This window comes from Micromonospora sp. WMMD737, assembly GCF_049179055.1.
GTDB lineage: Bacteria > Actinomycetota > Actinomycetes > Mycobacteriales > Micromonosporaceae > Micromonospora > Micromonospora reichwaldensis.
Window position 1 is genome coordinate 1174993 of sequence record NZ_JBMHMH010000001.1, and the last position, 25028, is coordinate 1200020.

22 protein-coding genes and 1 riboswitch are annotated in these 25028 nt (G+C 73.5%); of the genes, 11 read left to right on the top strand and 11 right to left on the bottom strand.

The features are described 5' to 3' along the window. Positions 1-2: 2 nt before the first annotated feature. From dgoD to ACN27A_RS04575, 4 genes are all read right to left on the bottom strand, one after another. Positions 3-1151: a galactonate dehydratase gene (gene dgoD / locus ACN27A_RS04560; RefSeq protein ID WP_421450018.1), complete on the bottom strand. Its 1149-nt coding sequence runs from the start codon at positions 1149-1151 to the stop codon at positions 3-5. 7 nt (positions 1152-1158) lie between these two features. After that, positions 1159-1974 (bottom strand): carbohydrate ABC transporter permease, encoded by an 816-nt coding sequence (locus ACN27A_RS04565; protein WP_421450020.1) that lies wholly within the window; start codon positions 1972-1974, stop codon positions 1159-1161. Then, positions 1971-2921 carry a carbohydrate ABC transporter permease gene (locus tag ACN27A_RS04570; RefSeq protein WP_421450021.1) on the bottom strand — a complete coding sequence of 317 codons (951 nt, stop codon included), beginning with the start codon at positions 2919-2921 and terminating at the stop codon, positions 1971-1973. The genes ACN27A_RS04565 and ACN27A_RS04570 overlap by 4 nt, the downstream gene beginning before the upstream one ends. 78 nt (positions 2922-2999) lie before the next feature. After that, positions 3000-4295 carry an ABC transporter substrate-binding protein gene (locus tag ACN27A_RS04575; RefSeq protein ID WP_421450022.1) on the bottom strand — a complete coding sequence of 432 codons (1296 nt, stop codon included), beginning with the start codon at positions 4293-4295 and terminating at the stop codon, positions 3000-3002. A 141-nt stretch (positions 4296-4436) separates the two neighbouring features. Here ACN27A_RS04575 and ACN27A_RS04580 point away from each other — a divergent pair, with 141 nt between their 5' ends. Next, positions 4437-5198, top strand: coding sequence for a FadR/GntR family transcriptional regulator (locus ACN27A_RS04580; RefSeq protein ID WP_421450023.1), 762 nt, complete (start codon positions 4437-4439; stop codon positions 5196-5198). Positions 5199-5357: 159 nt separating this feature from the next. Here ACN27A_RS04580 and ACN27A_RS04585 read toward each other — a convergent pair whose 3' ends face one another. The 5 genes from ACN27A_RS04585 to ACN27A_RS04605 form a co-directional block, all read right to left on the bottom strand. Next, complete coding sequence (locus tag ACN27A_RS04585) at positions 5358-6797, bottom strand: MFS transporter (protein ID WP_421450024.1); 1440 nt, start codon at positions 6795-6797, stop codon at positions 5358-5360. A gap of 227 nt (positions 6798-7024) precedes the next feature. Further along, positions 7025-7369: a hypothetical protein gene (locus ACN27A_RS04590; RefSeq protein WP_421450025.1), complete on the bottom strand. Its 345-nt coding sequence runs from the start codon at positions 7367-7369 to the stop codon at positions 7025-7027. 439 nt (positions 7370-7808) lie between these two features. Then, entirely contained in the window at positions 7809-8828 is a 1020-nt protein-coding gene (locus tag ACN27A_RS04595; protein WP_421450026.1) for a mechanosensitive ion channel family protein, read from the bottom strand. Positions 8829-8901: 73 nt separating this feature from the next. After that, positions 8902-9945 (bottom strand): hypothetical protein, encoded by a 1044-nt coding sequence (locus tag ACN27A_RS04600; protein ID WP_421450027.1) that lies wholly within the window; start codon positions 9943-9945, stop codon positions 8902-8904. A gap of 46 nt (positions 9946-9991) precedes the next feature. Then, entirely contained in the window at positions 9992-11617 is a 1626-nt protein-coding gene (locus tag ACN27A_RS04605) for a protein kinase domain-containing protein (protein ID WP_421450028.1), read from the bottom strand. 231 nt (positions 11618-11848) lie between these two features. Here ACN27A_RS04605 and ACN27A_RS04610 point away from each other — a divergent pair, with 231 nt between their 5' ends. After that, positions 11849-13450 carry a sensor histidine kinase gene (locus ACN27A_RS04610; protein ID WP_421450029.1) on the top strand — a complete coding sequence of 534 codons (1602 nt, stop codon included), beginning with the start codon at positions 11849-11851 and terminating at the stop codon, positions 13448-13450. Between the two features lie 21 nt (positions 13451-13471). On the opposite strand, the gene ACN27A_RS04615 is transcribed toward ACN27A_RS04610, so the two are convergent. Both ACN27A_RS04615 and ACN27A_RS04620 read right to left on the bottom strand, forming a co-directional pair. Next, positions 13472-14311, bottom strand: a complete 840-nt coding sequence (locus ACN27A_RS04615; protein ID WP_421450030.1) for an SPFH domain-containing protein — start codon at positions 14309-14311, stop codon at positions 13472-13474. A 94-nt stretch (positions 14312-14405) separates the two neighbouring features. Then, a complete protein-coding gene (locus tag ACN27A_RS04620) occupies positions 14406-15641 on the bottom strand; it encodes an MFS transporter (RefSeq protein ID WP_421450031.1) in 1236 nt (411 codons plus the stop codon). 250 nt (positions 15642-15891) lie between these two features. On the opposite strand from ACN27A_RS04620, the gene ACN27A_RS04625 reads away from it, so the two are divergent. From ACN27A_RS04625 to ACN27A_RS04665, 9 genes are all read left to right on the top strand, one after another. Next, entirely contained in the window at positions 15892-16623 is a 732-nt protein-coding gene (locus ACN27A_RS04625; protein ID WP_421450032.1) for an RraA family protein, read from the top strand. 81 nt (positions 16624-16704) lie between these two features. Beyond that, a riboswitch (SAM riboswitch) is annotated at positions 16705-16816 on the top strand. 31 nt (positions 16817-16847) lie between these two features. Beyond that, positions 16848-16979: a hypothetical protein gene (locus ACN27A_RS04630; RefSeq protein ID WP_421450033.1), complete on the top strand. Its 132-nt coding sequence runs from the start codon at positions 16848-16850 to the stop codon at positions 16977-16979. Between the two features lie 110 nt (positions 16980-17089). Beyond that, entirely contained in the window at positions 17090-17944 is an 855-nt protein-coding gene (locus tag ACN27A_RS04635) for an ABC transporter substrate-binding protein (protein ID WP_421450034.1), read from the top strand. A gap of 36 nt (positions 17945-17980) precedes the next feature. Beyond that, on the top strand, positions 17981-18760 hold the full coding sequence (locus ACN27A_RS04640) for an amino acid ABC transporter permease (protein WP_421450035.1): 780 nt from the start codon (positions 17981-17983) through the stop codon (positions 18758-18760). Beyond that, positions 18757-19500 (top strand): amino acid ABC transporter ATP-binding protein, encoded by a 744-nt coding sequence (locus tag ACN27A_RS04645; RefSeq protein ID WP_357580728.1) that lies wholly within the window; start codon positions 18757-18759, stop codon positions 19498-19500. The genes ACN27A_RS04640 and ACN27A_RS04645 overlap by 4 nt, the downstream gene beginning before the upstream one ends. A 106-nt stretch (positions 19501-19606) precedes the next feature. Beyond that, on the top strand, positions 19607-20737 hold the full coding sequence (locus ACN27A_RS04650) for a peptidoglycan-binding protein (RefSeq protein ID WP_421450036.1): 1131 nt from the start codon (positions 19607-19609) through the stop codon (positions 20735-20737). Positions 20738-20859: 122 nt separating this feature from the next. Further along, positions 20860-21273 carry a VOC family protein gene (locus ACN27A_RS04655; protein ID WP_421450037.1) on the top strand — a complete coding sequence of 138 codons (414 nt, stop codon included), beginning with the start codon at positions 20860-20862 and terminating at the stop codon, positions 21271-21273. Between the two features lie 183 nt (positions 21274-21456). Beyond that, positions 21457-23604, top strand: a complete 2148-nt coding sequence (locus ACN27A_RS04660; RefSeq protein ID WP_421450038.1) for a glycogen debranching N-terminal domain-containing protein — start codon at positions 21457-21459, stop codon at positions 23602-23604. Between the two features lie 99 nt (positions 23605-23703). After that, positions 23704-24924, top strand: coding sequence for a PP2C family protein-serine/threonine phosphatase (locus ACN27A_RS04665; RefSeq protein ID WP_421450039.1), 1221 nt, complete (start codon positions 23704-23706; stop codon positions 24922-24924). Positions 24925-25028: the final 104 nt, after the last annotated feature.

Here is a 25028-nt window from a genome sequence, read left to right on the forward strand (position 1 = left end):
GATCACCATTCCGCGTAGGAGCCGTCGCGGTGCCGCCACGTGGGGCTGCGCCACGCGTGTCCGCGCTTGTCCGCCGCCCGTACGGCGTGCTCGTCGATCTCGATGCCGAGGCCGGGTGCCGTGAGCCGCTCGACGTACCCGTCGACGAACGTCAGCGGGGTCTTGTCGAGGCAGTAGTCGAGCACCTCGGCGCCGAGGTTGTAGTGGATGCCGATGCTCTGTTCCTGGATCAGGTAGTTCGGCGTGGCGAAGCCGACCTGTAGGCAGGCGGCGAGCGCGATCGGCCCGAGCGGGCAGTGCGGGGCGAGCTGCACGTCGTACACCTCGGCCAGCGCGGCGATCTTGCGTACCTCGGTGATGCCGCCGGCGTGCGAGAGGTCCGGCTGGGCGACCGCGATGCCGGCCTGGAGCACCGGCAGGAACTCCTGCCGGTGGTAGAGCCGCTCCCCCGTCGACACCGGCGTGGTGGTGGAACGGACGAACTCGCCGATGAGGTGCGAGTTCTCCGGCACCACCGGCTCCTCCAGGAAGAACGGCCGGTACGGCTCCAGCAGCGGAGCGACCCGGCGGGCGGTGGCGAGGGTGAACCGGCCGTGGAAGTCGACCGCCACGTCCCGCTCGTCGCCGAGCACCTCGCGGGCGGCGGCCACCCGCTGCACCACGCCGTCGATCTCGGCGACGGACGCCACGGTGCTCATCCGGCCGGAGGCGTTCATCTTCACCGCGGTCAGGCCGGTGGCGACGGCGGCGGCGATCTGGTCGCGTACCTCGCTCGGCTCGTCGCCGCCGACCCAGCCGTAGACCCGGATCCGGTCCCGCACCGGGCCGCCGAGCAGCTGGTGGACCGGCGCGCCGAAGTGCTTGCCGGCGATGTCCCACAGCGCCTGGTCGAGCCCGGCCACGGCGCTGGCCAGGATCGGCCCGCCCCGGTAGAACGAGCCCTTGGTCATGACCTGCCAGTGGTCCTCGATGCGCAGCGCGTCCCGGCCGACCAGCAGCTCGCTGAGCTGCTCGACGGCGGTGCGGACGGTCTCGGAGCGGCCCTCGCAGGTCGCCTCGCCCCAGCCGACGATCCCGGAGGACGTCTCGACCCGGACGAACAGCCAGCGCGGCGCGACGAGGAAGGTCTCCACCCGTTCGATCGTGGTCATGGTGTCCTCAGCCCTTCGTGGCGCCGGCGGTGAGGCCGGAGACGACGTACTTCTGCACGAACAGGGCGATCAGCATGATCGGCAGGGTGACCACCGTGGCCGCCGCCATCAGGCCGCCCCAGTCGATGCTGGCGTAGCCGACGAAGTCGAAGATCGCCACCGGGAGCGTCTTGGTGTCGGCCCCGGAGAGCACGAGGGCGAACATGAAGTTGTTCCAGGAGAAGATGAACGACAGGATGCCGGCGGTGGCGATGCCGGGCACCGACAGCGGCAGGGTGATCCGCCGGAACGCGCCGATGTGGGTCAGCCCGTCGACGAGCGCCGCCTCCTCGAGCTCGGCCGGCAGGCCGTCGAAGTAGCCCATCATGATGTAGACGATCAGCGGCAGCGACACGAACATGTGGCTGAGGATCAGCACGGTGAACCCGCCGACCATCTGCAGGTTCGAGAAGACGTAGTACCAGGGCACCAGCAGCGAGACGCCGGGGATGACCCGCGCCATGAGCACGACGAGCGCGGACTTCTTCATGTTGAAGCGGCTCATCGAGTACGCGGCGGGCACGCCGAGCAGCAGCGACAGCACGGTGGCGGCGAGCGCCACCCAGAGGCTGTTGCCGATGAACTGGATGTAGTTCGCCTGCTGGAGCACGTTGGAGTAGTTGTCCAGCGTCGGGGAGAAGACGAACGCCTTGTCGGTGTCGTAGATGTCGACGTTCGTCTTCAACGACGCGGCGACCATCCACACCAGCGGCGCGATCAGCGACAGCACGACGAGGACGAGGGCCACCGTGCGGAAGATCTTGTACGGCCTGCGCAGCTTCATCGGTCCAGCCCCTTCTTGCGGTAGGTCAGGGCCCACATCACCCCGATGATGATCAGGAAGAAGATGATGAGGACGGTCGATGAGACGCCGTAGTCGTTGTAGTCGAAGCTGAGCCCGTAGGCGTACACGTTCAGGGTCTCCACCTCGTGGAACGACCCGCCGCCGCGCCCCTTGGTGGCGTAGAGGATGTCGAAGGTCTTCAGGGCGTCGATGCCGCGCAGCAGGATCGCGACGATCACGGTGGGCATCAGCAGCGGCAGGGTGACGTGCCGGAACCGCTGCCAGGTGCTGGCGCCGTCGATCAGCGCCGCCTCCTGCGGCTCGTCGGACAGCGACGTCAGGCCGGCGAGCAGGATCAGCACGACCATCGGGGTCCACTGCCAGATGTCGATGAACATCGTCGTCGGCAGGGCCGAGTTCTGCCCGGAGAGCCAGGGCTGGGGGTCGATCCCGACCCAGCCGAGCACCTGGTTGGCCATGCCGATGTTGGGGTCGAAGATCAGCCGCCACATCATGCCGACCGCGACCGGGGTCGCCACCAGCGGCAGCAGGATCGCGACCCGGACCCACTTCTCACCGCGGAACGGCCGCCACAGCAGCAGGGCGATCGCCATGCCGAGGACGACCTCGAAGAAGAGCACGACGCCGGTGAAGAGGGCGGTGCGCCACACGGCCGGCCAGAACCGGTCGGTGTCGCCGAGCACGTCGAGGTAGTTCTGGAAGCCGATGAACTCGCTCTCGGCACGGACCGAGCCCTCGGCGTCGGTCAGGCTGAGGTACCCGGTCCACGCCACCGGAAAGATGATCAGCACGGCGACGAACAACATGGCGGGTGCCGCGAAGAGCCACTTGCGGTGCGCGTTGGCCCAGCGCGACCAGGCCGAGGTCTCCGGGGACGCCGGACGCGCCTCGGGCGATCTTTTGAGTGGTGTGGTGACGGCTGACATGGGGTCTCCGGGTGGGTCAGGGCAGCGGCCCGACGCGGGGTGGCGGAGCCGGTCCGGCTCCGCCACCTGCGCTTCGGGCTACTTCGCCTCGTCGTCGAGGAACTTCTGGAACGCCTCGTTGGCCGCGTCCGCCGAGGCGGCCGCGTCCTTGCCGGTGATCGCGTCGACGATCGGCTGGCCGACGATCTCCCGCGCCTGGGCGACCTTCTCGACCAGCGGCCGGTCGTGGCCCACGCCGTTGGCGGTGCTGACCGTGGTGGCCTCGGCGAGGTCCTTCGGGTAGGTCGCCGCGCCCTCCGGGTTCTCCCAGACGGAGGTACGGGCGCTGGGGACGCCGGCCTTCTGCTGCGCCAGCGCCTGCTCCTTGCCGGCCGCCCACTGGATGAACTTCCAGGCGTTGTCCTGGTTCTTCGAGGCCTCGTTGACGCCGAGCGCCCAGGACGGGATGTTGTACGGCTTCGAGCCGGCCGGGCCGGCCGGGAAGGCCGCGAACCCGACGGTCTCGGAGACCTTCGACTTGGTCGGGTCGGTGGCGTTCTTGTAGAGCGAGTTGGCCTCGGTGTAGAAGGCCGCCTTGCCCTGGGTGAAGATCGCCATGGCCTCGGACCAGCTCATGTCGGTGCTGATGTTCTCCGGGCCGTGCTCACGCAGCAGTCCGCCGTAGTAGGCGTACGCCTGCTTGGCCTGCTCGGTGTTGATCGAGGCCTTGCCGCTGGCGTCGACGAAGTCGCCGCCGAAGCTGTAGAGGAAGCTGGAGAACTGGGTGACGGCGGCGGCCTTGCCGGTGCGGGACACGAAGCCCGCCACGCCCGGGTTGTCCGCCTCGACCTTCGCCGCCTGCGCCTTGAGCTCGTCGAGGGTCTTCGGCGGGGCGGTGAAGCCGGACTTCTCCAGCAGGTCCTTGCGGTAGTAGAGGACCTCCTGCTCGGTGATGATCGGCACGCCGACCACCTTGTCCTCGTACGTGGTTGCCTGCACCGGTCCGGACTGGAAATCGGCGATCTCGAACGCGCTGTCCGACTTGCTCTTGTCCGTCAGGTCGGCGAGGTACTTGTTCTTGGCGAACAGCTTCCCCTCCTGCAGAGGCCGGTACATCATCACGTCCAGGTCGGTGGACCCGGCGTTGAGCTTGACGTTGTACTGGTCGGAGAGCTGGTCCTCACCGAGCTGGGTGACCTCCACCTTCAGGCCCGACTGCTTCTCGAACTCCGGCAGGGCCTTCTTGATGTTCTCCGTCCAGACGTGGTTCACCAGCGTCACGCGAACGGTGTTCGAGCCGCCGGCGTCGTCCCCGCCGCCACCGCAGGCGGACAGGCCGAGGGCGACGACCATCGCCAGGGAAGTCCCAATAACTGATCGACGTCTCACGTCCATCTCTCCTTATGCCGTGGCCGTGGCCGCCGCCCTGACCGGGGTGGGCCGCCACCTCGCGGTTTACATCCGCTTAACAACCGGATGCTAGGCCGAAAAAACAGATTTATACAAGGGGTAGACCCAACTGATATGCTCCGTGACGTGAAATCGTCCTCCTCGGGGGCTGTGGCCGCCCAGCTCGCCCCTGTCGAGGCTGGCCTGCACGCACGCGTCCTCGATCGCCTCGGCACGGCCATCTGTGACGGCGAGCTGGCTCCCGGCTCGGTGCTCAACATCGACGACCTGGTCGACCGCTACGCCGTGTCCCGCTCGGTCGTCCGCGAGGTGCTGCGGGTGCTCGCCTCGATCGGGTTCATCGAGACCCGCCGCCGCGTCGGGGTCATGATCCGCCCGTCGGAGGACTGGAACGTCTTCGATCCGCAGGTGATCCGCTGGCGGCTCGCCTCGGCCGGCCGCATCGTCCAGCTTCGTTCGATCACCGAGCTGCGGACCGCCATCGAGCCGCACGCCGCCTGGCTGGCCGCCAACCGGGTCGGCCACGACGAGGCGAGCGACCTGGTCGGGCTCGCGGCGAAGATGTGGGCCGCCGGCAAGGCCGGCGACGAGGAGCGCTTCCTCCAGCTCGACATAGAATTCCACCGCCGGATCCTGGTCGCCTCCGGCAACGAGATGTTCGTCCGGTTGCAGGACCTGATCGCGGAGGTGCTCACCGGCCGGCACCAGCACCACCTGATGCCGCACCACCCGCACGAGCAGGCCCTGCAACTGCACGCCGAGGTGGCCCAGGCGATCCAGCGGCGCGACGGCGAGCGCGCCCGGCGGGCCATGGTGCAGCTCATGGAGCAGGCCTTCGACGAGATGAGCTCGATCTGGGAGCAGACCGGCGAGACTGCCGGCGCCTGAGCGCGACCCGCCGGGCTGACGGCGTACCGGCGAGGGGGGATCGCCGCCGACGAGCCGGCGCGGGCGCGGGCCCCGGGACCTCGACGGACACCGCGGTGGTCGTTCCGGCTGACGGGCGGCGGCCCGGCGGCGGTCCGTGCGACCGCCGCCGGGCCGTGGTCAGCCGGCGTGCCCGGCGGTCGTTGGCGCCGGCCTGCGGCCCGAGCGGCCCACGCGGGTCACCAGCAGCAGCGCCACGATCAGGTACGGCACCGCGGCCACCGCGAACGCGACCGGATTGCCGGCCCCGGTGGCGAGCAGGCCGTAGCCGCCGTAGACCGCGATGACCGTCACGTCGGTGGCCATCCCGGCCAGCGAGGTGACGGTGGCGCGGCTGCCCCCGGTGATCCGGGCCTGCAACCGGGCGTCGGCGAGCACGGTGGCGAGCTGGAAGCCGCAGAACGCCGCCGCGACCAGCGCGAAGCCGGCCGGCCGGGCGGACAGCGCCCCCGCGACCAGGGCCAGGGCCGACAGCGCCAGCAGACCGGCGTACCCCCGGGCGGTCAGCCGCTCCCCCGCCGGCGCCAGCAGGCCGCCCACGGCCACCCCGAGCCAGGTGATCAGGAGCAGCAGCGGCACCCTCGCCTCGCCGACGCCGGTGTCCCGGGCCAGCAGCGGGGTGTACTCGTCGAGGGCGCCCCAGACGGCCGCGACGACCGCGACCAGCAGCACCGCCGTGCGCACGGTCCGGTCGGCGCGGACCTCGGCGAGCCCCGCCCGCAGGCTCGTCCACCAGCCGAGGTCCTCGTCGTCGTCCGCCCCGCCGTCGCGCCCGGTCCGCTCCGGTCCCCCGTCGCGCCCGGGCCCGTCCGGTCCCCCGTCGCGCACGACGAGGGCGGGCGCGGCGTCGGCCCTGGCGGACGCGGCATCGGCCCGGACGGGCGCAGCGTCGGCCCGGACGGGCGCAGCGTCGGCCCGGACGGGCGCAGCGTCGGCCCGGACGGGCGCGGCATCGGCCCCGGCGGTCTCGGGTCGGCGGTGTTCGGGGAAGCGGGTGGCGACGGCGGCGGCGAGCAGGCAGGCGAGCACGCTCGCCACACCGACGGCCGGGTAGCCGCCCACGGCGAACACGGGACCGGCCAGCAGGATCGCGGCGAGCACGCCGATCGTGCCGGCCGTCTTCGCCCGGCCGATGACGCGGGCGTAGCGGCCGGCGGCGCCCAGGTGGTCGAGTTCGCTGAAGACCAGCGCCTCCAGCGCGCCCGAGGCGAGCGCCCCGCCGGCACCCCAGAGCACGAACCCGACGGCGAAGGCCGGGTACGAGGGCACGAGCACCCAGAGGGCGAAGCCGGCGGCGGTGACCACCGGGGCGAGGCTGAGCAGCAGCCGCCGGGAGACCGCGTCGGCGAACGCGCCGGAGGGCACCTCCAGCAGGATGCTGGCGGCCGACCAGATCACGAACAGCGACGAGATCTGCCACACCGACAGGCCGGTGTCGCTGAACAGCAGCGCGTACAGCGGATAGAGCAGGACGAGTTCGCTGAGGAACGCGTACCCGTAGAGGGTGGTCGCCAGCCGGCGGACGCGCGCGGCGGACGCGCGCGGAGGGTGGACAGTCATGGGACCTTCCCGTGAGGACGAAGCGGACGCCGGACGTACGGCGACCGCGGCGGCCCACGGCAGTGGCCCCTAGCAGTGCATCAACATCGCCACGTCATGCCCGCGATGGTAGTCGAATCCTCGACACCGGACGGGGCAGGCGCGGAATCGATGCTCAGCGAGTGACACCACGCTCCGCAACGGGGCGGCGTACGCGGCACGATCCGGAGCGGAACGCCGTCCCCAGTTCATTTCCCGGCAGGGCGAGCAGGGCCGTCAGTGCCGACGAGCCCGAGGCACAGCCCTGACGCCATCACCGCGACAGCAATGCCAACCGACCCGAGCGAACGCCAGAAGACGAAGACGTAGGCTGCCTGGCACGCGATCACCATCAGCAACCCCGGTCGGAAATCCTCGGTGAGGCGTACCGCCCAACCGCCCACTCCTGTCATGAGGGCTGCGGCAGCACACCACCAGAGCACGAGAGCCCACCACGACCAGTCGGCCCCGTACGTCTGCATCCGGACGATCGGACCGGCGCCGGAGTCGTCGTCGCGGCCGGTGGGCCGGGCCGGCAGCGTGGGAGACGGCACCGCAGCGACCGTGGGGCTCGTGGTGGACCGAGCTACCGCACCCACCGCCGAGTCGGTCCGACCGCTGTCCGGACTCGTCGTCGTGAATATCGCCCATCCGAGAGAGATGATCGCCAGCGGAAGGCTCAGAATCTGAGCCCAACCGGCCATTCGGCCAAGCCGACGGTCTGACAGCGGCATAGCGGGCTCCGAGCCTCACGCGAGATCCACGCGCCGGCAACCACGGCTGCGGCGGCCCGCAACGTACCACCGTAAGAGGCCGTTGTGCTGTCGGAAACCCGGCCGAAGGCGTTGTCGCCCGTCGGGCGAGGACCCGCAGGACGGCCGACGGCGGATGGACCAGGTAACCATGGCGCACGCACCGGCCCGGCCGTCACACTGAGCGGACACACGCCGGGGCGGGATCCGATGTGGATCCCGCCCCGGCGGCAGTGCGCGGTCAGCGGCGGCGTTGCTCGCCATCCAGCGGCGGGATCACCATGGTGGCCTCGCTGTCCCCGCCGGCCGGGACGGTGGCGCCGCCCGAGGTGACCCGGGTGGCGTCCGGCTCGCCCTGCCGCGGCACGGGCACGGTCGGGTCGGTGTCGGCGCGGGGACCGGAGACCACCTGCGTGGCGTCCGGGTCCGCCCCGACGCGCGGGGCGGAGACCACCTGGGTGGCCTCCGGGTCGGTGTCGACGCGCGGGCCGGAGACGACCTGCGTGGCGTCCGGGTCGCCGCCGTGCGTGGCCGCCGCGGCGAGGTGGGCCTCGCTGTCGCGGCGGCCGGCCTGGTAGGCGCGCGCGTGCGTGGCGATCAGCCGCGACTCCTGCTCGGCCCGGCTCAGCCACGACTCCCAGCGGCTCTGCATGGGACGGACCAGCCCGCCGCCCACCCCGACGACGAGGATGCCGCCGACGGTAGCCAGCACCGCGATCAGCACCGGAGTGGTGACCGCGGTGGCCACGCCGATCTGGTTGAGGGCGGCGATGACGCCCAGGCCGAGGATGAACACGGAGGCGATGCTGGCCAGGAGCCGGCCGTACGACAGCCCGCCGAGGGCGCCGCTGATGATGTCCTTCACCGCGTTGGCGATGGCGGCGGCCACCACGACGATGACGATCGCGACGAAGGCCCGGGGCAGCCAGGCGATCACACCCGCGATCAGGTCGGAGATGGGGTTCGGCCCCCAGATGCCGAAGGCCAGCTGGAGGGTCACCAGCAGCAGCCCGTAGTAGGCCAGCTTGGCGACGATGTCACTGGCGTCGTACCGGGAGCGGGCCAGGGCCCGGCGGACGCCACCGCGTTCCACCGCACGGTCGAAGCCCACCCGCTCCAGCACCTTGTCCACGATCTTCAGCACGGCCTTGGCGATCAGCCAGCCGGCCACCAGGATCGCCACGAAGGCGACGGCCTTGGGCAGGAACAGCATCACCGACCGGAGGGCGTCCCCCACCGCGTCGCCGAAGTTGTCTCTCATCGGAATTCCTCCACACGGCATCCGGGTTCGTCCGGCCCGACCTACCCCCGGCGGCGACCGGGGAAACGCCCGGTCAGCGGCGCCGGCAGCCGTAGGACACCGGGGTCTGGGCCTGCACCGGAGCCGGTGAGGTGATGTTGACCGTGGCCGTCTCGGAAGTGCTGCCCACGCCGCTGAAGGCCCAGCGCAGCGTCAACTCGACGGTGCGCTGGCCGTACCCGACCCGCTCGGTGAGCAGGCTGCCGGGCGCGCTGCCGGTGCGCAGCCACTGGTAGCGGATCACCCCCGCCCGGCCGTTCGTCGACACGGTGGCGACCACGTCGACGGTGACGTCGCACCGGTCGCCGGCCGGCTGCGGAACCGTCACCGTCACCCCGGTCACCTCGAGCGGGCTGATCCGCTGCCAGAGGTAGAGGCCGACGGCGGCGAGCAGCGCGACGGTCAGCAGGGTCGACAGCACCGAGGCCACCGTCCGCCACGGCGACCGCCGTCGCGCCGGCGCCGGCCACGCGGGTGCCGGTGGCGGGGTCGTCGGCACGCCCGGCCCGAACCGCACCTCCCCGCCGGGCACGGCCCCGGTGGGCCCGCCGAACGGCGTTCCCGGGCCGGTCCCGGTGGTACGCCCGGTGCCGGCCACGTGCCCGACCTCCGTGGCCGCCGCCCGGGCGGTCCACTCCTCCGGCGCGTGCCGCGCCGCCGGCCACGGCACGGGGCCCCCGCCCAGTGCGCGCTGCGGCATCGTCGCCTCGCCGGGGTCCGGACGCACGGTCGCCGCACCGTGGGCCAGGGACGCCGTGGGCTCCCCCGCCGCCAGGTGCACGGTCGCCTCACCCGAAGCCGGGGACGGTGCCGTGCCCGCCAGGTACCCGGTCGCGTCGCGCGAAGGCAGGAACGCCGTCGTTTCCTCCGCCGCCGGGCGCATGGTCGCCTCGCCGGTGGCAAGGCGCGCGGTCGGCTCCCCGCCGGCCAGGTACACCGTCGCGTCGTGGGACGGCAGGTGAGCGGTCGGCTCCGTCCGTGACTGCGGCTGGTGGACGCCGAGGCGGGCGGTCGCCGCGCCGTCGTCCGGCTGGCGGCGGGCTGGCAGCGCCTCGGTCGGGTCGTTCGGCTGGGTCACGGCGGCCCGCCCTCCGTCGTCGTGGTCGGCATCGAAGTGTCGGGCGTCAGCCCGGCGTGCAGAACGAGCGCAGCGTCACGTACACCGGCGGGCCCTCGGGCGAGGCGTTGCCGGCCTCGTCCACGGCGACGACCCGGACCGGGATCCGGGTGCTGGTCTTGGGCTGGGGCAGCTCGCCCAGGACGCCCCGGAACACCCCGCGCGCGCCCGCCGCCATGGGCACCTCGGTGGTGCGCCCGTCCAGCGTGTACCGGAGGCTCACCCTCAGCTCCCCGGTGGCCGTACCCTCGTCGGCGACGACCGCGGAGATCGTGCTGGACGTCGGCCCGTACGGGCAGCCGCGGGGGTCGAGTTCGCCCGGGCTGGCCGCGACCCGGCCGACGGAGGGCGCGACGGTGTCCGCCGGCGCGGCGCTGGCGCTGGCCGACGCGGTCGGGGCGGGGGCCGACGTCGTCGGCTCGCCGGTACCGGCCGGCTCCGGTGCGGCCGTCGTCGCCGTCGGTGCGACGACGGAAGGGGTCGGGCTGGGCGTCGTCCCGGCCGTCGGGCTCGGCGCGGGGACCGACGCGGAGGGCGCATCCGTCGGCTCCGCCGGCGCCTCGGGTGCGGGCGTCCCGGCGGCGGGCAGCGGCTCGTCGCGGCTGGCGTAGCTGAACCCGGCGCCGCCGAGCAGCAGCGCCGCCGCCAGCCCGCCGCCGACCAGCGCCGCGCGGGCCCGGCCGGACCGCAGCCACGTCCACCGGTCCGTCGCCTCGCCGAACGCGGTGCTGGCCAGGCTGGTGGCCCCGCCGGTGCCGTCCGGGAACGGCAGGAGGGCGGCGAGCAGGGCCGCCCGCCGGGCCAGCTCGCGCAGGCCACGCTCCTCCCACCGCCGCCCGTACGCGTCGGCCGCCACCCGCTCCAGCACGGCGAGGAAGACCTGGGCGGGTTGCGGCCGCTCGGCCGGTTGCTTGGCCATGCCGTGCCGCAGCAGTTCGTGCACCGGCTCGGGGGCCGGATCGGTGGGGATCGGCGCGTGGGCGTGCTGCTGGCGCAGGGTGAGCAGGTCCCGCCCGTCGAAGGGCGGGCGGCCGGTGAGGCACTCGTAGAAGGTGGCGGTGGCCGCGTAGATGTCGCAGGCCGGGCTCGCCGGGGCGCCCGTCCACTGCTCGGGGGCCATGTAGCGGGGAGTGCCGGTGACGCTGACCCCGGAGCTCTCACCCACCGGCATGGCGATGCCGAAATCGGCCAGTTTGCTGATGCCCTCGGCGGTGACCAGGACGTTCTCCGGCTTGTAGTCGCGGTGCACGACGCCCCGCGCGTGCGCCGCGCCGAGCCCAGCGAGGGAGCCCTTGAGGACGCAGAGCGCCGACTCCGGCGTCGTCGCTCCGTGTGCGCGCAGCAGCTGCCGCAGCGACACGCCGTTGACGAGTTCCATGACGATCGCCGCGCCGCCGGGCGACTCGACGTACTCGTAGAGGCGGGAGACGTGCGGGTCGTCGATGCCGGCCAGCAGCCGGGCCTCGGCGCGGAACGCGGTACGGAACGCCGGGTCGTCGCCGATGCCGCCGGTGAGGTACTTGATCGCCACCGGGGTGCCGGTCGCCTCGTGCACGGCGAGGTCCACCCGGCCGGACGCGCCGGCGCCGAGCTGCCGCACCGGGCGGTAGCCGGAGACCTGCCAGCCGGTCACGCGTTCACCTCCCCGATTCGGGGACGGTGGGGTCGTCCCCCGGTCGCCATTGTGGTCGCGGGAGCCGGCGCGGCCATCGGCGCAACGGCTGCTTCCGGCCCCCGGACGTCCGGGGCGCCCCGGCGGGTGGCGGCATGGTCGGTTACGGACACACGTCACTGGTACCACCCGCCGGCAACCGCACCGCGCCACGGCGCTCCCGGCCGGGCCGGCTGCACTAGGGTGCAGGCCGTGGGCAGCGAGGCGACTCCCGAGGCAGCGACCCGTCGGCCGATGACGACCCGGCGGTGGCTCACTGTCCTGTTGCTGACGATGACCGCCCTGGTCCTGCTCGGCGGGGGCGCCGGCGCCGCCGCGCTGAGGCACACCGCCGCGGTCTCCAACCACCTCGCCGACCGGGTCGCCCCGGCCCGTACGGCGGTCGGCCAGCTCGACAGCGGCCTGCTCGCCCAGGCGGCGGCCGTACGCGGCCACGTCGTCACCGCCGACCCGCGTTTCCTCGACGCGTACCGGCGGGGCGTCGAGAGCGAACGCGCGACCATGTCCCGGCTGCACGAGCTGCTCGCCGGCGAGCCGGAGGCGCTGGCCGACCTCGACCGGGCGCGGCGGCTGGCCGACCGCTGGCGCACCGAGTACGCCGAACGCCTGGTCGCCTCCCGGCAGGCCGGCGGGACGCCGGAGGAGCTGGCGCCGCTGGTGACCGGGGACGCGGAGACCTTCGCGGCGGTACGCGCCGAGCTGACCGGCCTGGTCGCCCGCCTCGACGGGATCCGGGACGCCGGCCGGGACGACCTCGACCGGGCCCGGGCGCTGCGGGACCTGACCTTCGTGGCGATCCTGGCGGCCCTGCTGCTGTGCGGGATCGTCGGATCCGTGCTGGTGCGCACGAGGGTGCTGCGCCCGCTGGACCGGCTGGGCGCCTCGGTGCGGCAGGTGGCCGGCGGCGACTTCCGGCACCGGCTGCGGCCCGACGGCCCCGCCGACATCGCCCGGCTGACCAGTGACGTGGAGACGATGCGCCGCACCGTGGTGGAGGCGTGGGAGCGCAGCCAGCACGACCGGGACGCCCTGGAACAGCAGGCGGCCGAGCTGCGCCGCTCCAACGAGGACCTGGAGCAGTTCGCGTACGTGGCGTCGCACGACCTGCAGGAGCCGCTGCGCAAGGTGGCGTCGTTCTGCCAGATGCTGGAGCGCCGCTACGCCGACCAGCTCGACGACCGCGCCCGGCAGTACATCGGCTTCGCCGTCGACGGGGCGAGCCGGATGCAGGAGCTGATCAACGACCTGCTGACGTTCTCCCGGATCGGCCGGGTCTACGGCGAGCTGCGGGAGGTCGACCTGGCCGAGGTGTTCGCGCAGGCCGAGTCGAACCTGTCCCGGGCGGTGGACGAGTCCGGCGCGACGATCACCCGCGACCCGCTGCCCACCGTGCGGGGCGAGCCGACCCTGCTGACCATGCTCTGGCAGAACCTGCTGGGCAACGCGGTCAAGTTCCGCAGCCCCGACCGGGCGCCGCTGATCCGGGTGACGGTGACGGACACCCCGCAGGACTGGTCCTTCGCCGTCGAGGACAACGGCATCGGCATCGACCCCCGGTACGCCGAGAAGATCTTCGTCATCTTCCAGCGCCTGCACCCCCGTGGCACGTACCCGGGCACCGGCATCGGGCTCGCGGTGTGCAAGAAGGTCGTCGAGTTCCACGGCGGCACGTTGAGCCTGGACGAGGCGTACCGCGAGGGGACCCGCTTCGTGTTCACGATGCCGCGGCTGCCGACGGCGGTCGTACCCGCGCAGCCGGGCGAGCCGGCCGCGGAGTCGGCGGCCGGGGTCTGAGAGCCTGCCCGCCGCCCCGGGTCAGGCCTGCGGGCGCCGGTGGCCGTCACCGGGCACCGGCGCGGCGGGTTCCGGGCGCTGCGCCGCCGGTGCCTCCGCGTCGCGGGTGAACTTGTCGAAGAAGCGCAGCAGCTCCACCGGGAACGGCATCACCAGCGTGCTGTTCTTCTCGGCCGCCACGTCCACCACCGTCTGCAACAGCCGCAGCTGGTAGGCCCCCGGCGTGCCCGCCATCGCCCGGGACGCGTCGGCGAGCCGGCGGGACGCCTGGTACTCGCCGTCGGCGGCGATCACCCGGGCGCGGCGTTCGCGTTCCGCCTCGGCCTGGCGGGACATCGACCGTTTCATCCCCTCGGGCAGCGCGACGTCCTTGACCTCGACCCGCTCGATCAGCAGCCCCCACGGCCCCTCCGTCGGCGCGTCGATGACCGCCTTCAGTTCGGCGTTGACCCGGTCCCGGTCGCCGAGCACGGTGTCCAGGTCGGCCTTGCCGATCACCGAACGCAGGGCGGTCTGTGCCACCTGGAGCACGGCCGAGGGGTAGTCGTGGACGTTCACCAGCGCCTTCACCGGGTCGACGACCCGGTAGTAGACCACCGCGTCGACGGTGAGGGTGACGTTGTCGCGGGTGATCGCCCCCTGCGGGGGCACCCCGATGACGGTCGTCTGCATGCTGACCCGGACCATCCGGTCGGCGACCGGGACGATCAGCCGCAGGCCGGGCTCCCGGACCGGCGTCAGCACCCGGCCGAAGCGGAAGACGACGCCGCGCTGGTACTGCTGCACCAGCCGGACGCTCAGCGCGCCGACGAGCGCCAGGAGCGCGGCCACGATCACCACGCCGACCACGACCGCTTCCACGGCACCCCCGATCCGTTCGGCTCCCCGGGCCGCCCCTTTCCCACTGCGCCGGGAAGTAGTCCCGGCGCAGCGGGTGGCCGGCCGGCCCGGCGGATCAGCCGGCCGACCCGCCGCGGCCGGAGAGGCGGGCGGAAACCAGCGCGATCCCGCACGCCGCGACGGCGCTCAGCGGGGCGATCAGGAAGCCGACGGTCACCTCCCCCGCCGCGTCCAGCACCACGCCGGTCACCGCCGCGCCGCCCGCGCTGCCCACCGAGAACGCCGTCGCCGCCCAGGCGAACGCCTCGGCCACCGTGCCGGTGGGCGCCACGTCGTCGATCGCGACGAAGGCGATGGTCAGCAGCGCCGGCAGCGCGAGCCCGCTGACCGCCATCAGCGCCAGCATCGCGGGCGGGGCCGGGGTGAGCAGCAACGGCAGGTAGCCGGCGGCGAAGACGCCGACCACGCGCGGCAGCGTGGCGTGCCGGCGCAGTCCGCCGAAGCGCACGTAGAGCAGGCCGCCGACCAGCGCCCCGGTGGCATGCGCGGCGAGCAGCCAGCCGGCCCAGGACCGGGCCCCGGCCGCCTCGGCGTATCCGGTCGCGGCGACTGTCACGCTCCCCACCGCCGCGCCGACCAGCAGCAGCGCCCCGAGGACCAGTCGGAGCCGGCCGGCGCGCAGCGGCCCGGCCCAGTGGCGTACCGCCGGCTCGCCCCGCCAGCGCCGGACCGCGTCGGTCGTGGCGAACCACGCGGTGCCGGCGGCCTGGAAGCCCGCGGCGGCGGCCAGACCGCCGGTCGGGCCGGCCAGGCCCACGGCGGCGAGCGTGACCACCGGGCCGAGAATGAAGATCAGCTCCTGGACGGCGATGTCCAGGGTGTACGCGGTCTGCACCCGGTGCGCGGGGAGCAGGTCGCGCCAGAGCACCCGCAGGCACGACTCGAACGGCGGCGCGCCCGCCCCGGCCAGGGCAGCGGCGAACACGGTGACCGGCAGGTTGACGTGCGCGGCGGTGAGGGCGAAGCCGATCGTCGACGCCGCCACGGAGAGCCACAGCACCGGCGGCTGCCGCCAGCGCTGCGCCATCCGGGCGAGCATCGGCTGGCCCACGGCGGTGCCGGCGGTGAACGCGCCGACCAGCAGGCCCGCGACGGTCAGCGTCATCGTCTCCCGGGCGAAGACGAGCAGGGCCAGCGGTGCCGCGCCGAGCGGGAGCCGGCCGAGCAGGCTGGCCGCCAGGACCCGGGCGGTCTGTGGCGCCCGCAGCACCGCGAGGGCGGAGGTGTCGGTGGGGTCGGCGGGCGGGTGGTCGGCGGGCGGTACGAGTTGGCGGTGATCGGATCCGGGCATGACTGAGCGCTCCCGAGCGTGGCGGAGATGGACCGGAGGGCGGTGCAGTGCCGGGCCGGTCAGGGAACGTAGTCGGAGCGATCGTGGCCGTCGCCGTAGAGCGGGAGGTCCGGGGTGACCCAGAGACCGTGCACGGCGGCGACGGCATGCGGCGGGATCACGGTGGACAGTCTAGACCCGGACGCCGCCACCGCGGGGGGCCAGTCGCACCGGATTGGCCCTGGCCGCCCCACCTACCGGCCTCCCTACGATGACGGCCCACGACTCGCCGTACCGCCGGGAGGACGTCATGCGGGAGCGCTTCGCCGACCTGTCCACGCCGCTGATCGCCGACGCCTGCGTACGCCTCGGCGTGCCCCCGCGCGCGGCGCCGGCCGGGATCCGGGCGGTCGTTCCCGGTCACCGCCTCGTGGGCCGGGCGCTGCCGGTGCGCCACCACGGCAGCGTGGACGTGTTCCTGGAGGCGTACGAGAACGCGACCGCGGGCGACGTGCTCGTGATCGACAACGGCGGCCGGAGCGACGAGGCGTGCGTCGGGGACCTGGCGGTGCTGGAGGGCGTCGCGGCCGGGATCGCCGGGCTCGTCGTCTGGGGCCTGCACCGGGACACGCCCGAGCTGGTGGAGATCGGCCTGCCCGTCTTCAGCTACGGCAGCCTCCCGTCCGGCCCGGCCCGCCTCGACGCGCGGGAGCCGGAGACGCTCGCCAGCGCCCGGGTCGGGCCGCACGTGGTGACCGCCGACGACCTCGTCGTCGCCGACGACGACGGGGTGCTGTTCGTGCCCGCCGCACGGGCTGCGGAGCTGTTCGCGGCGGCGGAGCGCATCGGGACCGTCGAGCGGGTCCAGGCGCGGCGGATCCGCGCCGGGGAGACGCTGCGGGAGCAGACCGCCTTCGCCGACTACCTGGCCCGCCGCGCCGCCGACCCCGCCCACACCTTCCGGCAGCACCTGCGGCAGGTCGGCGGGGCGATCGAGGAGTGACCGGGTGTCACCGCAGGTGCGCGTGAGGGTGGTCATAGCGGCTGGACGCCCCACCGTGGCGGGCTGCTAGCCTCGTCGGCAGGTCATGAGCGCCAGCGTCAAGCCCCGGCTCGCTGGCCGGCAACCCTCGTCCGCGCAGGGGTGCCCCGGGTGAGGACCAGGCACCGGAGCGGCTCCGGTGCAAGCGCGGCCTGGTTCCCAGGTCGTCCCGACCGAGGAGAGCCATGTCCGTCCGCAGCTGCGCCCCACCGGCGGTCCCCGCCGTGGCCCCGACGTCGCCGGCGCTGATCCGGCGCCGCCACATCGACATGATGCGGGTCTGCGCCACCTCCTGTCGCCCCGGCGACGCGCGCTAGCCGCGCCACCCCTTCTTTCCCCGCACCATTCCAGCGGTACGCCCACCGGGCGCACCGTCGGCGACGCGCGCCCCGTGCCCGTCGCCGCAGACACCTCATCGGAGACACCTGTGCGATTCCTTTCCTCCCTCACCCGCGCCGCCGCCCTCGGCGTGGCCGCCGTCCTGGCCGCCACCACCCTGACCGCCTGCGGCGACGACGCGGCCGGCGCGGCCGACAACCCGTACGGCCTGCTCCAGCCGGGCGTGCTGCGCACCGGCACGCTCACCGACGCCCCGCCGAACGTCTACCTCAAGGACGGCAAGTTCACCGGCTTCGACAACGACCTGCTCGTCGCGGTCGCCGGGAAGGTCGGCCTGAAGGTGGAGTTCGTCGGCACCGACTTCTCCGCGCTGCTCTCCCAGGTCAACAACCGCAAGTTCGACGTCGGCAGCTCGTCGATCACGATCACGGAGGCGCGCAGGAAGACAGTCGACTTCGGCAACGGCTACGACTTCGGCCACTTCGGACTCGACGTGCCGGCCGGCTCGTCGATCACCGGCTTCGACCAGCTCGCCGGCAAGCGGGTCGTGGTCGTGCAGGGCACCGTCCAGGACGACTACGCCACCGGCGAGGGGCTCGACCCGGTCCGGGTGCCCGACTACAACGGCGCGATCAACCAGCTCAAGGCCGGCACGGCCGACGCCTGGATCGCCCCCGCCGAGATCGGCGACAAGTCGGCCGCCGACAGCGCCGGCAAGATCACCGTGGCGGCCAAGCTGCTCAGCCCGGCCCCGACGGCGTACGCGTTCGCCAAGGGCAACGACAAGCTGCGCGAGGCGCTCGACAAGGGCCTCGACGAGGTGATCGCCGACGGCACGTGGAGCCGCCTGCAGGCCCAGTACTACCCGGGCCGCCCGATCCCGGCCGACTTCACGCCGGGCAGCGGCACGGTCCCGGTGCCGTCGCCGTCGGCCACCTCCTGAGACGTACGGACGACGAGCGGGGCGGTAGGAGCGACGATGGATCCGTTGAGCACCCTGTGGGAGACCTTCTTCGACTGGGCCTCCATGCGCGAGGCGCTGCCCGAGATGCTGACGGTGGGGCTGCCCAACACGCTGATCCTGGCGATCTCCGCCGCCCTGCTCGGCTCGGTGCTGGGCATGGCGCTGGCCGTCGCGGGCATCTCGCGTACCCGATGGTTGCGGTGGCCGGCGCGGGTCTACACCGACGTGTTCCGCGGCCTGCCCGCCGCGGCGACGATCCTGCTCATCGGCGTCGGCCTGGCGCCGCTGGGCATGCAGGTGTGGGGGCCCAACCCGTATCCCCTGGGCATCCTGGCGCTGTCGCTGATCGCGGCGGCCTACATCGGCGAGATCTTCCGCTCCGGCATCCAGTCGGTGGAGGCCGCCCAGCTGGAGGGGGCCCGGGCGCTCGGCCTGTCCTGGGGCGAGGCGATGCGCCTGGTGATCGTGCCGCAGGGGATCCGGCGGGTGCTGCCGGCCTGGGTGAACCAGCTGATCGCGCTGATCAAGGACTCCAGTCTGGTCTACTTCCTCGGCCTGCTGGCCAGCCAGCGGGAGCTGTTCCGGATCGGGCAGGACTACGCGGCGAACACCGGCAATCAGTCGGCGCTGCTGCTGGCCGGGCTGTGCTACCTGACGCTGACGGTTCCGCTGACGCACGCCGTCAACTGGATCGACAGGCGACTGCGGCACGGCCGGCAGGCTGCCGCGCCGGCTGACGGCGACGACGACCTCGACCTGGCGCTGCCGGGCGCGGCGGGAGGGAACCAGCGATGAGCATCGACACGACGACCTCGGTGAGCCTGAGCGTCCGCGACGTGCACCTGGCCTTCGGGTCGCACCGGGTGCTGCGCGGGGTGGACCTGGACGTGGCGCGCGGGGCGACGGCCTGCGTGATCGGCCCGTCCGGGTCGGGCAAGTCCACCCTGCTGCGCACGATCAACAGGCTGATCGAGCCCGACCGTGGCGACGTGCTGCTGGACGGGCGTAGCGTGCTGGCCGACGACCCGGACGCCCTGCGGCAGCGGATCGGCATGGTCTTCCAGCAGTTCAATCTCTTCCCGCACATGAGCGTGCTGCGCAACGTCACCCTCGCGCTGCGCCGCATCCGCAAGCTCGGTGAGGACGAGGCGGTGGCCGTCGCCCGCGAGCACCTGGAGCTGGTGGGGCTGGCGGCCAAGGCCGACGCCCGCCCGGCGCATCTGTCGGGCGGGCAGCAGCAGCGGGTCGCGATCGCCCGCGCGCTGGCGTTGCGCCCGCAGGTGATGCTCTTCGACGAGGCGACCTCCGCCCTGGACCCGGAGCTGGTCAAGGGCGTGCTCGGGCTGATGGCCGAGCTGTCCGCCGGGGGCATGACGATGGTGGTGGTCACCCACGAGATGGGGTTCGCCCGCGAGGTCGCCGACACCGTGGCGTTCATGGACCGTGGCGTGGTGCTGGAGGCCGGCGAGCCGGCCGCGATCTTCGAGCGGGCCGGGCATCCCCGGCTGCGCCGCTTCCTCTCCCAGGTGCTCTAGCGCCCGGCCGACGCTTGGCAATATTCTCCACTGCACACGCGATGCCTGGAGTTCCTTTTCATGGGGCCGCCCCCGCCCCCACCTCCGGCCGCAGAGGAGAGACGCCATGCACGTCGAGAATTCCGCACTGGACCGCCGGACCCTGCTGCGGGCCGGCCTCGGCGCCGCCACGGTCGCGGTCGTCGGCAGCCAACTCGCCCTCCCCACCGCCGCGCAGGCGGACCCCGGCACCGACCTGGACTGGATCTACAGCTGCGACGAGTGGGGCGCGCGCCCGCCGGCGGACCCGCTGGCAGTCAGCGCCATCCCCACCAACAAGATCATCGTGCACCACATGGCGTTCCCGAACGTCACCGACTACTCCGAGGCACAGGCGGTCAAGCTGGCCCGCGACTGCCAGAACCTGCACATGGACGGCAACGGCTGGTCCGACACCGGCCAGCACTTCACGATCAGCCGCGGCGGGTACGTCATGGAGGGACGCCGGGGCAGCCTGGAGCGGCTACAGGCCGGCGACCGGCAGATGATCTCGGCGCACTGCCCGGGCGAGAACGGCCGGGCCATCGGCATCGAGAACGAGGGCACGTACGTCACCGAGACCCCGCCGGAGGCGCTGCTGGACTCGCTGGTCACGCTCTGCGCGACCATCTGCCGGCAGTACGGGCTGCACGCCCACGACATCTTCGGCCACTGGGACTTCCGCACCACCCTGTGCCCCGGGGCCGCCTTCTACGGGCAGTTCCCCGCCCTGCGCCGCCGGGTCTTCGAGGCCCTCGGCACCGACCTCGCCGACGTGCCGGCCCGCCGCTGGCCCGACCTGTGGCGCTTCGTCGGCTCCCCCAGCGTCCGGGTGGTGCAGTACCTGCTGGCCCACCGCGGCTACACCGTGCCCGTCAACAGCGTCTTCGACGCCGCCACCGTCGCCGCGGTGCAGGACTGGCAGCACCGCAACGGCATCCCGGTCGACGTCGACGCCACCCTCACCGCGCCCACCTGGGAGACCCTGGTGCCGGAGCTGGGCGCCCACGCCAGCGGCGCGCCTGTCACCGCCGCACAGTTCCTGCTCAACTACCGGGGCTACCCGGAGGTTGCCGTCACCGGCGAGTACGACCACGCGACCAGGACGGCCGTCAAGGACGTCCAGCGTCTGCACCGCCTGCCCGCGCACGGCAAGCTCGACCTCGACACCTGGTGCGCGGTCGTCGGCGGCGTCGTACGCCGGTCGTTCCGGGGCTGAACACCGTCCGCCGGCTCACCGGGGCGGACAGCCCCGGCGGGCCGGCGAAACGCGGTCGCACCTGACCCGCTCCGGCCCCCTGATCTGCGACGATGAGGCCGTCGCGACCGGAGGAGGGTGCTGTGGCGTCTCGACTCAACCCGTACTTCAGCTTCCCGGGCAACGCGCGGGAGGCAATGGAGTTCTACCAGCGTGTGTTCGGCGGTTCGCTGTCGACGAGCACCTTCGGCGCGATGGGCACCGACGATCCCGCGCTGACCGACAAGATCATGCACGCGATGCTGGAGACCGACCGGGGCTTCACCCTGATGGGCTCGGACACCGCGCCGGGGATGGAGCACGATCCCGGCAACAACGTCTCCGTGAGCCTCAGCGGCGACGACGCCGACGAGCTGCGCGGCTACTGGGATCAGCTCGCCGACGGCGGCACCGTGACCGTGCCGCTGGAGAAGCAGATGTGGGGCGACGAGTTCGGCATGTGCGTCGACCGCTACGGCATCGGCTGGATGGTGAACATCGGCCAGCCGCAGGGCTGACCGGGTGTAGCGGCGGCGCGAACGGGTAGGGACCGCTGTCCGGCGGGCCCGGGCGGCACCCCACCGGTGCGGCCCCGGCCCGCAGCCGCCGGCCGGAGGGGTGCACCCGATGCTGTCGCCGTCCGCGCATCCACGGCCCGCCCGTCCCGTCCGGCGCGCCCGCCCGAGCCCGCCCCGGCCGCGATGACCCGGGTCCGGAACCTGCGCGTCCGCCCGGACCTGCTCTACGTGGCGAGCGGCTGGAGCACCCTGGTGACCGACGTCCGCGGCCGGATCACCGGCGCCGACCCGCAGGGCTTCTTCGCCCGCAACACCCGGGTGCTCAGCACCGAACGCCTCAGCGTGGACGGCCGCGAGCCGGTCCCGTTCAGCACGGCCAACGTGGCGGGGCACGCCCAGCTCTCGTACACCGCCCTCGGCGACGGCGACACGCTGCCCTCCCGCGCGTCCTACCTGCTGGTGGAGCGCTTCGTCGGCGCGGGGCTGCGGACCCGGCTGACCGTGGTCAGCTACGCGGCCGTGCCGCTGGACCTGCGGCTGCGGATCCACCTCGCCGCCGACTTCGCCGACACCAGCGAGGCCGAGACCGGCCGCCGAATGCAGTCCGGCACGGTCGACGCGAGCTGGGACGACCGGGACCGGGAGCTCCGCCTGACCTACCGGTGTGACGGCCTCGACCGGGCGGTGGCGATCGGCGTACGGGCCGACACGCCCGTCCGGTACGCCGACGCCGCCCTGACGGTCGACCTCGCGGTGCCACCCCGGGGGTCCCGCCGGGTGGAACTCCTCGTCGAACCCGTCTTCGACGGGCAGCGCCTCGCCGCGCCGCCGCCGACCTTCGCCGAGCCGGACGACGCGGCCGCGCGCGCCCGGGGCACCCTTTCCCGCGAACTCGCGCGGCTCGCCAGCAGCAACTTCGACGTCACCGCCGCCTGGCGGTGCGCGGTCGACGACCTGTCCGTGCTGCCGCTGGGCGAACCGGAGGGCCCGACGGCGCCCATGGCGGGCCTGCCCATCTACCAGGAGATCTTCGGCCGCGACACGATGACCGCCTCGTGGCAGTCCCTGCTCGCCGGGCCGACGATGCTGGCGGACAGCCTGCGGCTCAACGCCCACCACCTCGGGCGGCGCGTCGACGACTGGCGCGACGAGGAACCCGGCAAGCCGTTGCACGAGGCCCGGCGGGGCCCGGTGTCCGCGCTCGGGATCGACCCGTTCGACGGCTACTACGGCGACTGGTCGACCGCGCCGGACTTCCTGGTCTTCCTCGGCCAGTACCTGGCCTGGACCGGGGACCTCGACACGGTACGGGACCTGCTGCCGACCGCGCGGCGCGTGCTGGGCTGGATCGACCGGTTCGGCGACCTCGACCGGGACGGCTTCCTGGAGTACCACCGCCGGTCTCCCGCCGGCCTGAAGAACCAGGGGTGGAAGGACTCGGACACCGCGATCGTCGACGAGCACGGCGAGGTGGTGCCGAACCCGATCGCGAGCAGCGAGTTGCAGGCGTACTGGTATGCCGCGCTGCGGCACGCCGGGGTGGCGTTCGCCGCGGCCGGCCATCCCGCGTACGGCGCCGGACTCATCCGCCGGGCCGCCGCCCTGCGGCGCCGCTTCCACCGGGCCTACTGGATGCCGGACCGGGGCTGCCACGCGTTGGCGCTGGGGCCGGACAAGCGGCAGGTGCGCTCGGTCAACTCCAACGACGGCCACCTGCTGGCCGCCGGGATCGTGCCCGCCCGCATCGCGCACCTGGTCGCCGACCGGCTGCTCGCCCCCGACATGTTCAGCGGCTGGGGGGTGCGCACCCTGTCCTCGGCGCACCCGGCGTACGACCCGTTCAGCTACCACCGGGGCAGCGTCTGGCCGGTCGAGGCGGGCACGATCGGCCTGGGGCTGGCCCGGTACGGCTGCTGGGAGCACCTGCACCGGCTCGCGGAGGGGATGTTCTCCGCGGCGGCGCTCTTCACGGAACACCGGCTGCCGGAGGTGCTCAGTGGACTCCCCCGCGACGACGCCCACCCGCACCCCGGCGTCTACCCGGACTCCTGCTCCCCGCAGGCATGGTCCGCCAGCGCGGTCGTCGCGCTGATCCAGGCGCTGCTGGCGCTGCGCCCGGCCGCGCCGCTGCGGACGATCTTCGTCGACCCGCACCTGCCGGAGTGGCTGCCGGACCTCACGCTGGAGGGCGTGCGCGTGGGCGGGCGCACCGTCGACCTGACCGTACGGCGCGGGCGCGGCGGGCGCACGTCGCTGCGCGCCCGGGGCGACCGGATCGCGGTCATCCGCCGGCCCACGCTCCAGGCCTCGGCGACCCGCCGCCGGTCCTGACCGGCCGACGCCCGGACCAGGTCCGTGCAGACGCCGCGCCCGGGCCGGCCGGCACAACGCGGAATCGGCGGTCGCAGTCGTCAGGGCTAGGATCCGGTGGTGGGCGGTCGAGGGCTCATCCAGGACGACGAACGGTTGCGCCGCATCGAGGCGGTGACCGACGCGACGCTGTCCCGCCTCGACGCGGCCGACCTCTTCGACGAGCTCCTCGACCGCGTCCGGGACCTGCTCGACGTCGACACGGCGGCCATCCTCATGCTGGACGCGCACTCCCAGCAGCTCGTGGCCACCGCGGCCAAGGGGCTGGAGGAGGAGGTCCGGCAGGGGTTCCGCGTCTCCGTGGGCCGTGGATTCGCCGGCCGGATCGCCCTGACCGGACGGCCGGTGGTCATCGAGGAGGTCACCCCCGACGTCGTGGTCAACCCGATCCTGCTGTCGATGGGGCTGCGGTCGCTGCTCGGCGTGCCGATGTTCGCCAGGGGCGAGCTGATCGGCGTGCTGCACGTCGGCACGCTGGGCCAGCGCCGGTTCACCAGCGACGACGTACGCCTGCTGGAGCTGGTCGCCGACCGGGCCAGCCTGGCCAACCTCGCCCGGTCCCACAACCTCGACCACAACGCCGCCCTCGCCCTGCAACGCAGCCTGCTGCCCACCCAGCTGCCCCGCCTGCCGGGCCTGGACATGGCCGCCCGGTACGTGCCCGGGCACGTCGCCGGAATCGGCGGCGACTGGTACGACGTGTTCGTCCTGCCCTCGGGCTGGCTGGGCCTGGTCATCGGCGACGTGTCGGGCCACGGGCTGCAGTCGGCCGTGATCATGGGGCGCGTCCGCAGCGCGCTGCGCGCCTACGCGCTGGTCTGCGACGACCCGGCGGAGGCGTTGACGCTCCTCGACCGCAAGGTCAGCCACTTCGAGGCCGGAAACCTCACCACGGCGCTCTACGCCATGGTCTCCCCCGACCGGACCCGCATCCGGCTCTCCTCCGCCGGGCACCTGCGCCCCGTCCTCGCCGCGCCGGGCCAGCCGGGCGCGGCCGTCCCGGTCCACGCCGATCCCCCGCTCGGCACGGGTCGCCGGCCGCCGCCCCGGCAGCAGGCGGAGGTGGACTTCCCGCCGGGCGCGGCGCTCGTCTGCTTCACCGACGGCCTCGTCGAACGCCGCCACGAGGTCATCGACGTCGGCCTCGACCAGCTCGCCGACGTGGTCCGGCCGGCACCGGCCGAGCAGGTGTGCGCCGCGGTCATGGGCGCCCTCGGCGCCGAGCAGCCGACCGACGACATCGCCATGCTGGTCGTCCACCGGCTCCCGACGCCGCGCTGACCCGTCGGAGCGCCGGCGCCCGGGCGCGCCGTCCGGACGGGCGGGACCGGCCGCGTGGTCGCCGGCCCGTTTGGCGGGAGGCGATCGCGGAAAGAGTGGCGGGC

Bases quoted from the DNA above. Each gene is read 5' to 3' on its own strand.
- dgoD (WP_421450018.1), bottom strand. From the start codon at position 1,151: ATGACCACGATCGAACGGGTGGAGACCTTCCTCGTCGCGCCGCGCTGG.
- ACN27A_RS04565 (WP_421450020.1), bottom strand. From the start codon at position 1,974: ATGAAGCTGCGCAGGCCGTACAAGATCTTCCGCACGGTGGCCCTCGTC.
- ACN27A_RS04570 (WP_421450021.1), bottom strand. From the start codon at position 2,921: ATGTCAGCCGTCACCACACCACTCAAAAGATCGCCCGAGGCGCGTCCG.
- ACN27A_RS04575 (WP_421450022.1), bottom strand. From the start codon at position 4,295: ATGGACGTGAGACGTCGATCAGTTATTGGGACTTCCCTGGCGATGGTC.
- ACN27A_RS04585 (WP_421450024.1), bottom strand. From the start codon at position 6,797: ATGACTGTCCACCCTCCGCGCGCGTCCGCCGCGCGCGTCCGCCGGCTG.
- ACN27A_RS04595 (WP_421450026.1), bottom strand. From the start codon at position 8,828: ATGAGAGACAACTTCGGCGACGCGGTGGGGGACGCCCTCCGGTCGGTG.
- ACN27A_RS04620 (WP_421450031.1), bottom strand. From the start codon at position 15,641: ATGCCCGGATCCGATCACCGCCAACTCGTACCGCCCGCCGACCACCCG.
- ACN27A_RS04625 (WP_421450032.1), top strand. From the start codon at position 15,892: ATGACGGCCCACGACTCGCCGTACCGCCGGGAGGACGTCATGCGGGAG.
- ACN27A_RS04630 (WP_421450033.1), top strand. From the start codon at position 16,848: ATGTCCGTCCGCAGCTGCGCCCCACCGGCGGTCCCCGCCGTGGCCCCG.
- ACN27A_RS04640 (WP_421450035.1), top strand. From the start codon at position 17,981: ATGGATCCGTTGAGCACCCTGTGGGAGACCTTCTTCGACTGGGCCTCC.
- ACN27A_RS04645 (WP_357580728.1), top strand. From the start codon at position 18,757: ATGAGCATCGACACGACGACCTCGGTGAGCCTGAGCGTCCGCGACGTG.
- ACN27A_RS04650 (WP_421450036.1), top strand. From the start codon at position 19,607: ATGCACGTCGAGAATTCCGCACTGGACCGCCGGACCCTGCTGCGGGCC.
- ACN27A_RS04660 (WP_421450038.1), top strand. From the start codon at position 21,457: ATGACCCGGGTCCGGAACCTGCGCGTCCGCCCGGACCTGCTCTACGTG.